This window comes from Bifidobacterium sp. LH_491 (assembly GCF_056356495.1).
The window spans coordinates 1,662,424-1,678,762 of record NZ_JBKEUI010000001.1 but is presented as its reverse complement, the minus strand read 5'-3'; the positions used below and the strand labels follow the sequence as shown (position 1 = coordinate 1,678,762).

General features: G+C 56.5%; 8 protein-coding genes. 1 reads left to right on the top strand and 7 read right to left on the bottom strand.

Going from position 1 to position 16,339, the window contains the following annotated elements:
• Nucleotides 1-133: 133 nt before the first annotated feature.
• Nucleotides 134-6,217: an Ig-like domain-containing protein gene (locus tag AC1AWK_RS06470; RefSeq protein ID WP_476569116.1), complete on the bottom strand. Its 6,084-nt coding sequence runs from the start codon at nucleotides 6,215-6,217 to the stop codon at nucleotides 134-136.
• 227 nt (nucleotides 6,218-6,444) lie between these two features.
• On the opposite strand from AC1AWK_RS06470, the gene AC1AWK_RS06465 reads away from it, so the two are divergent.
• Entirely contained in the window at nucleotides 6,445-7,017 is a 573-nt protein-coding gene (locus AC1AWK_RS06465; RefSeq protein WP_476569114.1) for a TetR/AcrR family transcriptional regulator, read from the top strand.
• Nucleotides 7,018-7,127: 110 nt separating this feature from the next.
• Here the strand turns inward: AC1AWK_RS06465 and AC1AWK_RS06460 are convergent, their stop codons facing one another.
• The 6 genes from AC1AWK_RS06460 to AC1AWK_RS06435 form a co-directional block, all read right to left on the bottom strand.
• Complete coding sequence (locus tag AC1AWK_RS06460; protein WP_476569112.1) at nucleotides 7,128-9,674, bottom strand: choice-of-anchor M domain-containing protein; 2,547 nt, start codon at nucleotides 9,672-9,674, stop codon at nucleotides 7,128-7,130.
• A 90-nt stretch (nucleotides 9,675-9,764) separates the two neighbouring features.
• The gene (locus AC1AWK_RS06455; protein ID WP_476569674.1) at nucleotides 9,765-10,643 is read right to left on the bottom strand and encodes an anchored repeat-type ABC transporter permease subunit; all 879 of its coding nucleotides are present in this window, start codon (nucleotides 10,641-10,643) and stop codon (nucleotides 9,765-9,767) included.
• A complete protein-coding gene (locus AC1AWK_RS06450) occupies nucleotides 10,643-11,440 on the bottom strand; it encodes an anchored repeat-type ABC transporter ATP-binding subunit (protein ID WP_476569110.1) in 798 nt (265 codons plus the stop codon). The genes AC1AWK_RS06455 and AC1AWK_RS06450 overlap by 1 nt, the downstream gene beginning before the upstream one ends.
• A complete protein-coding gene (locus AC1AWK_RS06445) occupies nucleotides 11,437-13,005 on the bottom strand; it encodes an anchored repeat ABC transporter, substrate-binding protein (RefSeq protein ID WP_476569108.1) in 1,569 nt (522 codons plus the stop codon). Before AC1AWK_RS06445 ends, AC1AWK_RS06450 begins: the two co-directional genes overlap by 4 nt.
• Nucleotides 12,998-15,214 carry a TIGR03773 family transporter-associated surface protein gene (locus AC1AWK_RS06440; protein ID WP_476569106.1) on the bottom strand — a complete coding sequence of 739 codons (2,217 nt, stop codon included), beginning with the start codon at nucleotides 15,212-15,214 and terminating at the stop codon, nucleotides 12,998-13,000. Before AC1AWK_RS06440 ends, AC1AWK_RS06445 begins: the two co-directional genes overlap by 8 nt.
• The gene (locus AC1AWK_RS06435) at nucleotides 15,207-16,295 is read right to left on the bottom strand and encodes a choice-of-anchor M domain-containing protein (protein WP_476569104.1); all 1,089 of its coding nucleotides are present in this window, start codon (nucleotides 16,293-16,295) and stop codon (nucleotides 15,207-15,209) included. The genes AC1AWK_RS06440 and AC1AWK_RS06435 overlap by 8 nt, the downstream gene beginning before the upstream one ends.
• Nucleotides 16,296-16,339: the final 44 nt, after the last annotated feature.

Below are 16,339 nucleotides of genomic sequence, written 5' to 3'. Positions count from 1 at the left end.
GCCTACGACCCTAACTGTTCATTCCATTGCATTTCTTTCCATCCAGCAAACTCCGCCAACGATAAACAAACACCAACGATAAACAAAACGGTGAGGCCCGAAAAACGGACCTCACCGTCAATGGCTTGAACGACTATCGACGCACGACAATCGCCACGCCACAGGCCACGAGAACGATGACCGCCATCGCGATAAGAGCCACGCTCGAACCCGATTGCGCCATACGCACCTTCGTCACCTTGGACACACCACGCTGATGTTGGCTGTCGTTCCGATTACCTTGCCCGGACTTGTGCGCATCGTCCGAAACCTTACCCTCGCGGGTAACAGTCACAGAAGCTTTGTTGCCTTCCGCATCAGTGGAAACAACCTGTGCGCTGGAACCAACAGGCACTTCATGCCCATGCAGATCAATCACAAAATGACCGTTATCATCCGCAGAGCCCTTCAGCACGGTACCATCAGGAAGAGTAACCACAACCGTGGCACCCGGGTCAGTCCGTCCCTCGAGCGCCTGTCCGTCACCGGAAAAACGGACATCCTCAAGAGCGTTGCTCCAATCGATGGTCTTCTCATTCGACGAAGACGCTCCAGTGCCCGAAGTTGCGACAACTTCAACCCGATCCCCATCGGCAAGCGAGGGAACCTCAACCGTGTAATTGCCGTGCTCATCGGCAACCGCATCATGGCAATCCTTCATTCCGGAATCATGACGAATCACACATACACGAACCTTGGCGAACGGATCAGTCGTTCCAGACACCACACCCGGCTTATTGCGGTCAATCACAATAGTGGGCTGAACAGGCGCCACCGCATCGACGTTCACCGACACCTTGGTCACCGGACCGGTAGGATCCTGGGCGGCAACCTCAATGACACTACCATCCGCCGCATTCGGGTCAAGGTCAGCGGAGAAGTGACCACGCTCATCCACCGGGACAGTGACAACATGCTGGTGTCCCTGAGCGTCACGATAAGTGACCGTAACGGACACACCCGGTTCAGTGCTTCCCGAAATGCGCACGCCATTACTGGGATCGACCTGCAAGGAAGGCGTGTGCGGTTCAATAAACACCGGGTCGGGAATATTGGTCTTGATGGCCTCTTCGACATGCACGGTAGTCGAGGGACCATTCTGAGTTCCGACCGTGGAGACAATCGTAATGTCGCCAGGCGCATCAGGGGTAAACGTACCGGCATAGGTACCGTCAGCGCGACGTTCCAACACTACATCAAGCGTTGTTCCATCGGCGCGAGGTACATGCGCCACCACACGGTCGCCAGCAGGAACCTCAACAGGATTGCCCTTGGCATCACGCGGGGTGTACACAATAGTCGCACGCTCACCAACCTTAGGGGTACCCGGCTCAACCGCCAAGGACGATTTCGCAGGATCCGGCGCGGGGAACGAGACCGTGACCCGCGTCTCGGGCGAACGACCGCCCGTGGACGGATCCGTCGCCACCACCGACACGACGTCGCCATCGACCAACGGCTCCGGCAACTTCACCTCGTAACGACCCGAATCGGACACCTCGCCCTCCACGCACACGGGATCGCCCGAACCACGGGACACGCACACACGCACCCGATCGCCCGGCTTGCCCGTACCAGAAACCACGCCAGCGGTCGCGGGCACCGGAACATCAACCGTCGGACGAGTCGTCGAACCCACACGCACCACGAACTCCTCGGAACGGGCGGAACGCTTGCCCGACTTCTTGTCGACCACGTCCACGCGCACCTTGGCCCCGTCGGACGGAGCCTTGCCCGAATCGTAACGCACGCTGAACGACCCATCGGAACCCACGCGGCCATGACCCAGGACGGAACCGTCCTCGCCATACACGGTCACCTCGGAACCCTCGCCGGCACCGGCCCCCGCACGGCCCGTCACGGCCACGCCGTTCGCGCCCGTGACCACCGGAGCGGCGGGAACCACGGAAACCGGAACCGTCACGAACGGATGCGAACCGTCACGATTCACCGACACCGACACCGACGCGTCGCCGGCCTCGCGAGGAGTGAAGCCCGGCACGCGGACCACGCCGCCATCGCCGGCCTCGACGCGCACCGGAGCCTTGGCCCCCGGAACCGTCACGTACACCACCGTGCCACGCGGCACCGGATGCCCGTCGGCGTCCGACACCACCACACGACCCGCGTCCGACACATGAGAGCCGACCACCGCGTCCGAAGGCACGCCCTCGGCACGACCCGACACCGGCGCGGGGAACGAGACCGTGACCCGCGTCTCGGGCGAACGACCGCCCGTGGACGGATCCGTCGCCACCACCGACACGACGTCGCCATCGACCAACGGCTCCGGCAACTTCACCTCGTAACGACCCGAATCGGACACCTCGCCCTCCACGCACACGGGATCGCCCGAACCACGGGACACGCACACACGCACCCGATCGCCCGGCTTGCCCGTACCAGAAACCACGCCAGCGGTCGCGGGCACCGGAACATCAACCGTCGGACGAGTCGTCGAACCCACACGCACCACGAGATCATGGTGTCCAAGCTCAGTCCCGCCTGCTTGAGCACCCGCCGACAAACGCAGCGAGCCCCTACCGGTCTTGGTAGCCGTAATCTTGCCGAAATCAACGTGACCGTTGTCCGAGACCTGCAAGGCCTTACCGCCACCAGGATAATCCAGCCAAACGGGCGTGCCTTTGGCGACAGGATTGCCGTATTGATCGACAACTACCGCGCCACCGGCCTGGAATTCAACATGGGAAACCGCCTCGCTCGGCACCGTCTTGTCAAAACGCACCTCATGGGCAGCCCCCGGATTGACCTTCAAGGAAGCTTTATCATTCAGCTTCTTGTGATCAGGGAATTTCAACGAACCATGACCGGCTTTAGTGACCGTCACACGCTTGCTGTACGTACCATCCTTCTGGCGATCCAAAACCACAGGATCCTGCACGCCAGGAACGGAAACCGTTACATGCTCGCCCAAGTTAACACTGTTGCCGTCAGCATCATGAGGCGTGACCTTCACTTCAACTTCCGTGCCCGCAGTAACCTCCGAAACTGGCTTCTTGGAATGAGTGTCGATAACGGCAACAGTCGAAGAAGCAGCATCAAGAACGCCCGCAACGAAGTGAGCCGCGTCCCTGCCATGAGCCGACACAGACACCGCGTGGCTCTCATAGCGGACCGAGATAACCGCAGTTCCGGCCTTGTGATGGGACGAAGTAATAGTCGCTTGGTATTGACCAGGATGTCCTTTCACTGCTTGGAACGCACTAACGGTCGCACCCTCAAGCCCCGAAGATGAACCGGCAAGTTTGCCAGCCGCACCGCTCACAGGATTACCATGCGCGTCAGCCAGAACAACCGTGACCGTGTGCGTGCCACCGTTCGCCGGCTTGTTGCCTTGGCTTACCGTGAAACGCACATGTTCGACGTTGTTGAAATCAGGCGCACCGGCCACAAATCGTGCGGTCAGTCCCTTAGCAATGTCGACATGCTGGTCCCCATGCTTCCACGCAACGGCAAACTGAGGATTGCCGGCCTTTGTGGAGGTAATTGTCGCCGTGTATGTCCCATCGGGATGTTCCGTGAAAGCGCTTACCCGCACGGCATCATCAATGGCGAATCCTTCGGTCTGTCCGGTAACCGACAGATAATCCTTGGCTCCCGTGATCGGCTGACCGAATTTGTTCTTCAACACCACCGTCAAGGTATGGGTTGCCACGCCGTTGGCCTCAACATCCTTCTGGTCGATGGCAGCGTGAGAGAATGCCTGTCCATCAACTTTGGGGACTCCTGCGCTAGGATCACGACTCCACACGGGGTAAACCGTTGTGTTATCGTTCACCGCGGTGTTCTTGTCGAAGTTCGCTTTCTGGGCATGTTGGTCGGTGGACCAGCCTTGGAACACGTATCCGGCACGAACCGGCTGCCCCTTGGGGAACTGGTCTCCCAACGCCTTGCCTTGCGTTACCGTCAACGACTCCGGAATACCACTACGCTGGATACCCTTATCAAGATGGAAAGTGACCGTATATTGTTGGCATACCGGCACGCGAACATCTTCAGAAGCGCCATACCCATCATCCAAGGCTTCAGCGACAGGCTTGGATGAATCGGCAGGATACGAGGCTTCACGTGCGGAGAGCACCACGACCGGGCATTCCTGCAATGCATTCTCGTTCAACGGAACAGTAAATTGCACGTCAGCGTCGATCTTCCCGGTGATCTTCTGAGACTCTCCAATCTTCTGCTTGCCGTTATCGACCAAAGCATACGCCGTCACCACAGTCTTGGTGCCATGCTGATGCTGATGCCCCAACGTACCAGACAGAGTCTTTGCGGAACGATCGACAGGTTTCTGCGCCGTATACGTGGTTGCTGGCTTATTGGTAGGAACGTTCGATACGGCAACATCAACGTCATCCGACAACAAGTCAAACCCGTCACGGGCCACGACGACAAGCTTGGCATCCCCATTAGCGGTAATGCCCAAGTCAGCAAGCGTCTTAGCCTGTCCGTCCTTAGAGGTGTCGGGAACAAGCGCATCATTGGCTGAGCTCAAATCCTCGAGCTTCATCGACCATTGACCGTTATCATCCGCAAAAGTGTGGCCAATCACCGTACGCGTGCTTCCCACGACCTTCAACGCGTGAACCTCCGCACCAGCGGTAGCGGTGCCTCGCAGGAAGTTCTGCGTTTCGCGCGCGGTGTTTTTCTGCTGATCGTCTACGATGTCTTTATCACCGTTGGGCACGCTGATATTGTGCACCTCAGGATCCGCCGTAACATCCATAGCCCAGGACGAAGCGATCACCGAGCGAGGCAGCAAACGGTCGGCATTATTGTCGCGATCAGTGATGAAAGTCCTAATACGCAGACGCTTGGTCTGACGTCCGGCAAGAGCCTGTTTCAAGCCGTCCTCACGAAGCGGGATATCAATTACCGTTCCTCCAACAACTGGAGTACTGGCATTAGGCTGCAAATAATCATTGATATCGTTGGCGTAGAAATAACCAACCTGCGCCTTTTCTTTCATCTCTTCGCGATTGGTGAGTACGACAACACCATTCGACCCGATCGTCTGGAAACGATCGACCGGAATGATCAGAGGCTGACCAGATGCATCCCCCAAGTCCTTGACCTTGGACTGCGTTGTAACCGAGTACTTATCCCATACGACGATATTTCCTCCGGCAACATTATCGAGTATGTTTCGCGGAATCTCGATATGCATGTCTACCGGTTTGTTAAATCCGACAGCTGAATTATACGAAGTGATGCCGGGAGGATAATATCTTACAAAACGCATAACGCTAACACCTGCATCAGCCCGACCATTATGTCTATTTGCTTGCATAATCGGCGCCTGGTAGCCGAAAAGAATGTCACCGAATGCGTTTGATGCCAGCCAATTGCTGTTTTTGGCAATTTTCGTAGGTACCAAATGGTCGTCAGTGATAGAAGCCGCAGTTTGAGCATGGCGATCAACGAAATATGTTTGACCGTCCAATCCATTATCTTGCCAACGGACATCCATATCAAAGTGTTCACGCCCCGCATCGCTTAAAATACTTCGCAAAGGTTTGTCGAGCTTCACATGTACCTTGGCCCAGTTCTTATAATTCTGCAATGGCACATCAGTGAATACGCCCCAGTTTCCGACAAAGAATCCGCGGAAATAAGGATTGTCTTCCCCGGCCGGAGATTTCCAAGCATTCTTAGAGTTCAGCACACGCCAGACGTTGGTCTCTTTCGCATACGGATCCACGGCCTTACTGTAGCCGCCAACGAGATCCACATATCCCTTGGTCTCAGATCCAACTTTTTCGGCATAGCGCTTATATTTTACAGTTGGGGACGCTGAATCGGGCTGTGCCTCTACCGTAATCTGCGTTATATGTTGAGCTAGCTGCTGATCGAAACGAAAATAAATCCAATCCAGAGCAGGGTCCACTATGGCACGATAAGATAGCGTGGCGTCAAAGCTCGAATCATCCTGAGCCGCTCCATCATAGCTGACTCCGACGCTAATAAGATTAGACCTATATCCCGTCGTAGCGCCTTCGGGAATAGGCCATTTGCCCATACTGTGCTCGGCGGCATGCGCGGGGAGAGCGCCAACCACTCCGCCGACGAGCGCGACACATACTACCGTGAGTACGCCAACCACTCTGGCCCACACAGTAGAACATAGCGCTCCGAATGACACCTTTCGTGTATCCATGAGACTCCTCTTCTTCTTGTTTCTTTACCTACGCGAGCAAGCCCCCCCCCCGCGAAAAACTGAGATACATTGCGGGCACGAGCACCACCAGCGCATTCAAATGACCATATTAATGAAATAGTCATTTAAAATCAAACACCCCCACCATCACTCCGCGCAACGCCATGCCAAACCAGTCGACACGCCCAACCATCAGCTACAATGCTTTTGGCGGAAAGTGAGGAAGCATGCCCAACATCTTCGATGAAACAACCAAAGCGCAACAACGCAACGTTCTACTCGAACAAGGCTTCGCCCTAATCATGAAACAGGGCTACAAACACACTACGGTCGACCAGCTGGTAGCCATCATCGACACCTCGAAAGGCTATTTCTACTCCCTTTACGAGTCCAAAGAAGAATTCCTCCTCAGTGCAATACGACACCAGATGGAGCAGAATTACCGCACGCTGGAGGAATCCGTCGCCAACAGCACAGACCCTCGGGCAATCCAACAGGCCTATCAAGATATTTACCAACACATGACCTTCGTCACCCACGAAGACATTATGTATGTCTCGCAAAAAATATCATCGCGCCAATGGGAACAATTCCGTGAGTTTGAGCGAGAATACTTCACACGCGTCATCACACTACTGACCGGCGGCACATCATCCGCGGACCCCGAAATCATCAGTAATCTCTCCGCGCTTATCTTTCTCAGCGCCAACACCAGTGTTGAATACCTGTTCCTCGACAAAATGCACGCCACGATCGGGCTCTTGCTGGAAACGTTGCATCGCTATACGTATTCGGCATGACCCCGAGAATGTGATTGCCGACGCGACGGTTCAGCCTTCCGTCTACGCCGGCAATCACACCGGTCGTAGAATTCACCAAGAACCCCACGACCATTCACGAATCCAATGCGCTAAGGCCGCATCGTGCGGCGCACCGCCACAACAGACACTAGCGATAGCATCATGATTACCACTGCCGCGGCAATAACCACGCCAACGGGATCAACAGCCAACCCGCCGGTCAGCGCCAACGCACCCTGTTGCGTCACCTGCCCAGGCTGAGACGCCTGCCCTTTTGCATCAACGTTCCCATTCGCCCCGGCAGCAGCAACCGACTCTCCGTCAGCAGCATCCGACGAAGTTTCCCGTCCGTCGCGAACAGCATCCGACGAACCGTCGGCACCAACAATCACATCATCACGCTCCGGAACCGGCTGCGCAATGGGAGAGACGCCGCCATCACCGACCGAAGCGACATCATCGGCGGGCACCGGGCACGCCACATCCACACACCATGTATACGTATGCGACGCACTCATGAGACTTGCCTCACCGGCAGTACGTCCCTTAACTTCCAAGCGAGCCTGCATGCGATACACGCCCGCCTTAGTAAACACCCAATTAAGATGCGCATGAGACGGTTGGGCGATCTCAATGGTCTTGCCCTTCGCCAACGACAGTCCACCGTCAGACGCAACCGGCAACTCGCCACCCCCCAATCCTTGCTCTTGGAAAGCGAATACCATACCGCCATCGGGACCAGTAAGCGACTCAATGTGCACGGCGGACGCACGATACCCATGCGACTTAATGCCATTAGTATCCCAACCCGGCCACAGCACACGCTGATCCTGGGTCTGCGGCAACACATACGCCTCGCTCACCCCAAAAGTCTGCTTCGACAACTTCTTGCGATGCGCCAGTTTGTTGACCTTAAGGAACACCTGTTCCGGATTTCGATGCACTTCGGAGCCGGTGATGTCTTCCTTGATGTCGAGCGTAGGCTTGCCATCGCCGGCAATACCGCCAGCAAAAATATCAAGATGCCCGTTATTGAATATGCAATAGGTCTTTCCACACAGGAACGACTGCCCTACTGGTATGTCACGCTTGCCGGTCGCGGGTTTCGGCGCAGGATTAGACGTGTCTCCGTCATGATCCTTGACAGGGGCGCCATTCCATTGCACATGCAAATCGTTATAGGCTTTTTGCGGATCGTATTGCTTGACCACAATTTCTCCCGATGGCCCACCGATCAACGCGTGAGGCACTATGCGCAAGCGCAACGTATAGGTTTCTCCGGAATCCTGGCACCATGACCAATTGAGTTTTTTATCGACATCCGCATACCCGCTGATAGCGGTATCCTCAACGGCGCACGCCGGAACGTCATCGTCGCCCTCGTACGCACCGCCCATGATCTTGGCATAGAAATCCTTGTCGCCGATATGCGCGTGCATAGCCACACGCCCATCGCCGTCCATCGCCGACAACGACACGTTCAGCCGGTCTGCGCTGGATACATGACCCTCCCTATACGGAAACACCGGGCTCACATCACTGCCGTTCTCCGGACTGAGCTCCGACGCGCCCTGCGACACCGCAGTCCGGGCAAGTCCCGTCCGATACTGCACGGGCTGCGATATCCAACGAGCCGTACTTCCCGAACGAGGAATATACATCGCCTGAATCGACGAAGGAAGATCGCCAAGCATCTCATCCCACGAAGCCTTGCCTTGATGAACCGGAACCTGCGTGAGATAGTAGCCGTCGATGGTAAACACGGCCACACCCTCATCATTGGTATGATGCGTATCGAGACTCATCGTCGTGAGCGCCTCATCACCCGCTTTGGCTTTGTTGCGCTTGGGTTCGAGCGTTACCGTCACCGTGCGTTGATTCCCCACAGACGCCGCGGCATTATAAGCGGCGGCGACATCGGACATATCGCCCGGCAGCGTATTACTCGACGGATTAGCACCGCCCACCTGGTATACCAGATGCTGCGACGCGGACTTCACCAGCTGACCGTCATTCGTCCGCGCACTCACTCGGTATGTAACCACATACCGCCCAGGCTTGGTGAACGTCGTATTGTTATGGGTGTGGGACCCCGCCGTCATCCAATACGAACGGTAACTCGGATCCTGGCTGGACAGCAGCCGCGTCACCTGGTCTCCGTCGTCATTGAAAAATTCCATACGTCCCGGACCCTGCACACGCATAACATCCAACGTGAACTGCCCATCGCGGAACCGGTCAACGGGGATTGCCTTGTCCGCGCCCATGCCCATCCAAATCGGACTATAGGACGTAGTATCCGGAACGGCCGGAGCCAAGTACAAACGCTGTCCAGACTTCCCTAAAAACGCATGAGCCTTATCGTCGGCAACCGTGTAAATATACGTAGCTCGACCGCCGTTGTACCACCCCTTGCCAATCCAATTCACCGTATCGTCGATGCGCGGATAGGGAGCCTCCCCTGAATGCGAGCGCAGTACGAAATTATTATCCTGCCAAAACGCATGCGGGGAATCGACATGATCGGCGGTCCGTACCACAGGCTTGGCCGCCGGTGCCGGACCACGCGCGTCCTCCACCGCATACGCGCTCCCCGCTACTGCCATTCCGGCGAGCATCGTGGGGATTGCCAGCAGCGATCCCACTATTCTTGTCATACTATTGCGCATAGTGCGCCCCTTTCTCGGAGAATTCCCCCTTATATCGTTATTGCCAACCATGTCCTGAATTGTGTTCATAACCGTCTCCTATACGCTCCGATGCGCCCGCTGCGTATGCAACGCTTTTGCCAGCAACCCGTGTTTTGGGGAGACAATCCATGTCAATATGAATATTCCGGTCAACGTCAGTACGATCGTTCCGCCCGCCGGCGCATTTTCCACGCTCCATGACACATACATGCCGAGCGTGACTCCCACCACCGCAATCAAGGGAGAGAGTATGGACATGACGGTGAATGAATCGGTAAGCAGACGAGCTGTCGCAGCGGGGGCGACCAATAGCGACAGGACCAGTACGTTACCGATGGTTTGCACCGATAGCACGACCGATACGGATACGATCACGTACAACAGCAAATCGAGAGCAAATACCGGCAGGCCGTCCGCAGCGGCAAGCTCGCGGTCGAGGCTTACGGCGATGAGCGGACGCCGCACTACCGTCAGTATCGTCACGATTATGCTACCTGCGACCGCAACCATGACGATATCGCTATCGGGGATACCCGTGATCGATCCAAACAGAAAAGACTGTAACGAACCCGCATATCCGGGGGCTTGACTGATGATCACGATACCCAGCGCGAATGCGGCGGCGAACACGATGCCGATAACGGTGTCTTCCCCAATCCGACGATACTGACTGAGCACCGCCACTATGATAGCCGTCACCACGCCGGAGACCACGCCTCCGACAACCAGGTTGCCGCCAATCACAAATGCCACGGCAAGCCCGGGAAACACCGCGTGAGCCACCGCGTCGCCAATGAATGCCATACCCCTGAGCACCACGTGAACACCGACAATGCCACATATGAAGGCACTCATGCAGGAGACCATCAACGCTTTGAGCAAAAACCATAAATCGGGATTGCTCAAATCCATAATAAAATCCCATGGCGTCAATATCATCGCTTCCCCTCCTGTTGTAGCCGCAATGCGCGGTGCAATGGATGCGTCGGCGCAATTTCAAAGGCATCGCACCACAATTGATCGTCGAAAGCATCGCCCGGATTGACCACGCCCCGCACGGTTTGGTTCAGCAATATCAGCTCATCGCAGTATTCGATGGCTCCAACAATGTCATGGGTACTCATCAGTATGCATGCTCCCTCGCGGGCAAGTTGGACGAATACTTCCGTCAGCAGATCCTGCGTCGGCATATCCAATCCCGTGAAAGGCTCATCCAATAGCAGCAATTCCGGCCGCGCCGCCAAAGCGCGAGCCACCAAGACACGTTGCCGCTGCCCACCCGACAACGCCCCCACCGGACGCTTGCACAAATCAACCATGTCGACCCGTTCCAACGCCTGCATGGCACTGTCGTATTCCTGCGTGGACACAGACCGGGCGATACGCCCGCCTCCGACAACCCCCATAACCACGACATCAAACACGCTAATGGGAAAATCCCATGCGAATGAACGTCGCTGCGGCACATAACCGACAGCACCATGACGTCGCGCCATGCGACGACCGCCGATATTCACCTGTCCAGATTTGCAGGGAACGAGCCCCAGCAACGCACGCATCAACGTGGTTTTACCGGCGCCATTCGGCCCCAGCAACGCCACGAACGAACCACTGCGCAGCGAACAGCTCACGTTGCGCAGCACAGGACGCCCCGCAAGATCGACATTGACATCTCGGCATTGCAATACCACACGGCTGCCGTCCGCATCAGGTTGCATTGACTGCTCTTTCATGACAAACACTCCTTGATACTGTCCGCGTTGAACCGCATCATTGCCTCGTAACTCGTAACCTTGCCGTCCAACGAATCCCCATATATGGGACATACACGGACTCCCACGTCATTCGCCACCTGTTGAAGAACCGACGCCCTCGATCGAAGGTTGGCTTCAATGAACACCGCCGGTATGCGTAGATCACGCATCGTCTGCGTCAGCTTCTTACGGCTCTCCATGCTCGGTTCGGTCGAAGGGTTAGGCGTGACAAAGCCAGCCACATGCAAACCATACGCATGCGCCAAATATCCGAAAGCATCGTGAGTTGTCACCAGCATTCGTCGCCGTTCAGGAATGGAACGCAATGTCTCGGAGACATAGGCATCCACCTTGCGTAGACGCTCAATATATGAAGCCGCGTTCCGTTGATAGCGGTCCGCATGAGCGGGATCAACCTTCGACAGTCCGTGTGCAATCGTACGAACATACGCAATGCCATTGCGCACGTTTTGCCACAGATGCGGATCGATTTCTCCATGCACATGCTTACCAAGCACCGCTTGAGGCAACACATACACCTTGTCTCGAGGCGACCCCAAGAAACGGTATTCACGACTTGGCGGAATGGCATGCAGCGCCTTCGTGGGCACTTCCACGATGGCATCGTCGGTCCGCCAATACTCACGATGCAACGCCCCATGATCGCTATCGTTCCGCTCGGTGTTATCGAAACGATATGAAAACTTGCGTTGACTGTAATCAACCGTCAAATCGGCATGTCCGGAATCCAGCACATGTGCGGCATGATGCCGCATCGCGACTTGCCGCGCATTCACTCCCACCGCGAACGTGGTTGCAGTCTGCCCGATATCCTCCCGTTTGCCTGAACCGTCATCCCACCATGCCTGCCAGCGCACGTCATACGTTCCCGGAGCGGTAAACGCCCAACTCAAATGCGTATGCGCGCCCGCCGGCAGCGAAATGCCCGGATCGTTCTCACAGCCGTCACTCGAGTCAACATATAATTCCACACGGCCAAAGGTGTCCGTTACATACGCCATCATTGCGCCAGGTCCATGCACGGTAACCGGCTTCACGACGATATGGCCATCGCGCTGATCGGCCGGAATGCCCTCTGCGGCGACGCCCAACCACACGGTATCCAACGAAACATTTTCTACCAGTGGAATGACTTCCGCGGCATATCGCGTAGATTCCTCCGCTAGCTGGATGTTCGGCACACCCTTTCGCAAATTCGCATCCAAGGTCTGAATGATACGATGCTCCTCCAGCAGCATATAGTTGCTGAACGCGATATCGGCGTAAACCACGTCGCGCACCTTACGCAAGGATGGCTCATAACTGTGAGGATCCGCCGCATCAGGAACCAACGACACCACATTGGCTCGATCACCCGCCACATGCTGGACCATGTCACGAATAATGCCGGTGGTGGTGACCACATTGAGCCGCCCCGACCCAGCCTCACGACCGAGCCCAGAACCAGAACCACAAGCAGACATCAAGACCAAGGACAACGCCGCCAACACACTAGCTACGGCTCTATTCCAACCGTTACGCATGCGGCACCCCATCCCGCGATATCTCATCTCGCGGAGTCTTATTGATGCATTGCACGGCATATACGGCTGTCATCACAGCCATCGTCGCAGAGGCTCCAAGCATAACGAACGCCAATGCACTCAGCCACGGACGCCGCGAAAACATATTGGAAGGCCTGTCGCCCACAGCATCGACGGATCCATGGACGCCGCTCTTTCGTGGGCGGTCAAAACGAGGCACTTCCACACCATCGTCATCGGATTGCTCCGAGTCACCGATGTCTGCGGACTGCTCATCGCTACGCTCACCTTCGCTAGGCGTCATTACTCCAGGAACCGCAATATCGCCGGACGACACCGGTTCCCGCATCTGCCTCGAAGATTGCTGGACCGTACAAGGCAGCGGCATCGCATGAGGATCGCGATCGCCGACCGTCAGATATACCGTGCGCACATCCGAGCCCAACGACGAGCTCATCCTCATACGAAACGCGTAATACCCCGGAGCACTGAAATCCCAATTGGCATGCGCATGCGTATTAGGATGAATCACATATGTACGTTGGGAAATACTATCGAACACCGTCTCGCCAGGACGACCCAGATTACCCTGCATCCATACCCGCACATGTCCCGGCCCCCGAACGTCTTCAATGGTCCACGTCACCGGAACATCACGACGAGAGAGGAACTGGTTGTTCCATCCCAGCCAAGGAATGCCGCTGCGCTGCGTCTGCGGCACCCGCCACGCATTGGCAACTCGAGATGCATCCCGCACCCATATCATGACCGACGACGGATCGCGACGCACATGACTGCCGGTGACATCTTCTTGGACGACAATCCGCAGACCACGACCGGATGGGGAGAACGCGGCGATATCCATATGACCGTGATCCAACACCACCATATCGCGCGAATCGCACTGCTGCTGAACTCCGGTTGAGGCAGAAACATCAGATAAATTCCTCGAAGGCGACTCGCCACGCCTGGCGTCAGGCCTTGGACCCTCACCATTTCTGCCAGATCCCGGTTTCGGAGTCACCACCTTGCCGCCATCCCCTTGGCCTTGTTCTCCGGCACCGACGGAGGGATCAGGTTCACCCATGGTCACCGACGATACGGCGCCATTCATATCTTCCGCGAAGCGTGGATGGAACTGCACCCTCAAGCGACTGACATCATTATCCGCCAATGGCAGCGTCACCGAAGCACGAGAACCGATCACCCTTGACCACGCCAAGACTCCATGTTCGTCGGACACACTCACCCAACCCTGAGGATTGCCGAAATCCGAAGCAGCGACCGTACTGTCAATACGGGTTCTGCCGCCGCCCTGATGGGCGACGGCAGTCACCCTCGAGTCACCCGGTGTGACTCCGCCTTCCCCCACGATAAATATGTATTCTTGAGTATCCGTCAACAGCTGGCCGTCAACGGTCACACTCGCCTGCATGGTCAGGGCGTAACGCCCCGGCCGAGTAAATGCCCAATTCATGTGTTCATGCTGAGGAATCTGCATGGTGTGCGACCGCGGGAAACCACTGTCAGGAGACCCCAGCAACGGGACAATATCCCCCTCTACGCCATCTTGCCAGAGCATAACCTGACCAGGACCACGGAAACCAACAAGCTCAAGCGTCGCCTGCGAGCCACGCAAGTTCTCGGAAGCACGCACCAACGCTTCGGTACTGGCGCCTGCCCACAACAGCCGGGAATCCTGCGTCTGAGGCAAATACCATATATCGCCATTGCCTGAAGCTCGTTGCAAAAAGTCATATTGGGCAGGCAAATCACCAGTCGCCTGCTTGGCTGCATCCGGCACCACGAACGCCAATGTGTCGGAGTCATATCTTGTGCCGTCGCCAGCACCGGGCACCAACTCATCGGCCCGAGTTTTCAAGACCAAAGCGCGATGCTCTCCCGCAGTCAGATACATGCTGAACACGTCGCTATGGACTCCGGCGACATAGCAGCGCTTACCGGGAACAGGCATGTTGCCGGCATCGCCCTGCTGCTCCACCATGCTGCCATCAGGAGCGTCATCGTCCTGCGCCATACACAGCATCGCATTATCAGCCCCATCATGCTGACCGACACCATCCTGCGACATATCGGCGGCATGAGCCATCGGCAACCAGCCTACGGACAATACGGCCGCGCAGCACAACGCAATCCAACGCCATACCAGCACATTGCGTACAAGACCCTTTTTCAAACGCTCACTCATGATGGCTTTCCTCCCCCTGATGCCAGATGCCGCGCTTGCTATGTAGCGGTTGTTCACTTGATGACGTATCGGATTGATTGGATGGACGATCATGCGCAGCCTGACGCAAGGTCTGCTCATGCGCGCGCATATATCGCGCCTTGGCTCTCCTGCCGGCCAAAGCAACCACCACGGCGAATACCATGCAGATCACGCCGAATATGACGACCAGAACCCACACCCAGTACAACAGCCCGTCATGCTCGTCACCGCTATCACGAGTGGAATTCGCGGCGTCGTTATTTTGCGTGGCTTCTTTTTTGGCGCTGTTGGCATGATCCGACTCACGGTAACGAGCGTCGAATGCCGCCTGAGGATCCGTGGCATCGCCAACCGCAAAGCGCAGTAAAGCAGTGTTTCGTTCCACAGTGCCATCAGTGAGGGTTCCGCTGGCCGTAAAACGCAACAAATACACTCCCGGCCGATGGAATACCCAATTCACATGGGTATGAGCATTGGTTTCTATCCATGTCGGCTGCGGGTAGGCTCGTGTCGTAGACCAGATTTGCTGCGGCGGCTGCAAATCGCCGTTTTCCAGGTACACATCGACACGCCCCGGCCCCTGTACGCCGTCGAGACTGAGCCGCATGCCATCTTTAAGCCGTGAGAGCAGTGCGGGATCCTGGGTATTCCAACCCAGCCAAGGAACATGGTCTTCCTGCGTCTGGGGAATCACCCATAACGGCGTTCCCGGCTTTTCTTCCAAGAATTGATAGGTGCTGTTATCCGGCATGGGAATAATGGCCTCATCGGACAGCGAAAACACGACATCCTCGGGCATCCTCCAATAGGACACCTCACCCGTGTCATCATGCAGCTGAATCTTCCACGCCCCGGTTTCCAGGGTTGGCCCCATGTCGACATGACCCGCACGAATAACCACCCGCCCAGAACCCTGACCTTGGTTCGGATCGATGACCTGCGTGAGGTCATCCGCATAGGCCGGACCCCACCACGCCATCACGGTAATGATGGCGCATATGCTGGCGCACACCTTCGCAAGCGCCCGGCGCAGCGACCACGCCACATGCTCGTGCCTCATGTTCTCTTCCCTCATACATTCTATTCGATAATGATTCTCATTAG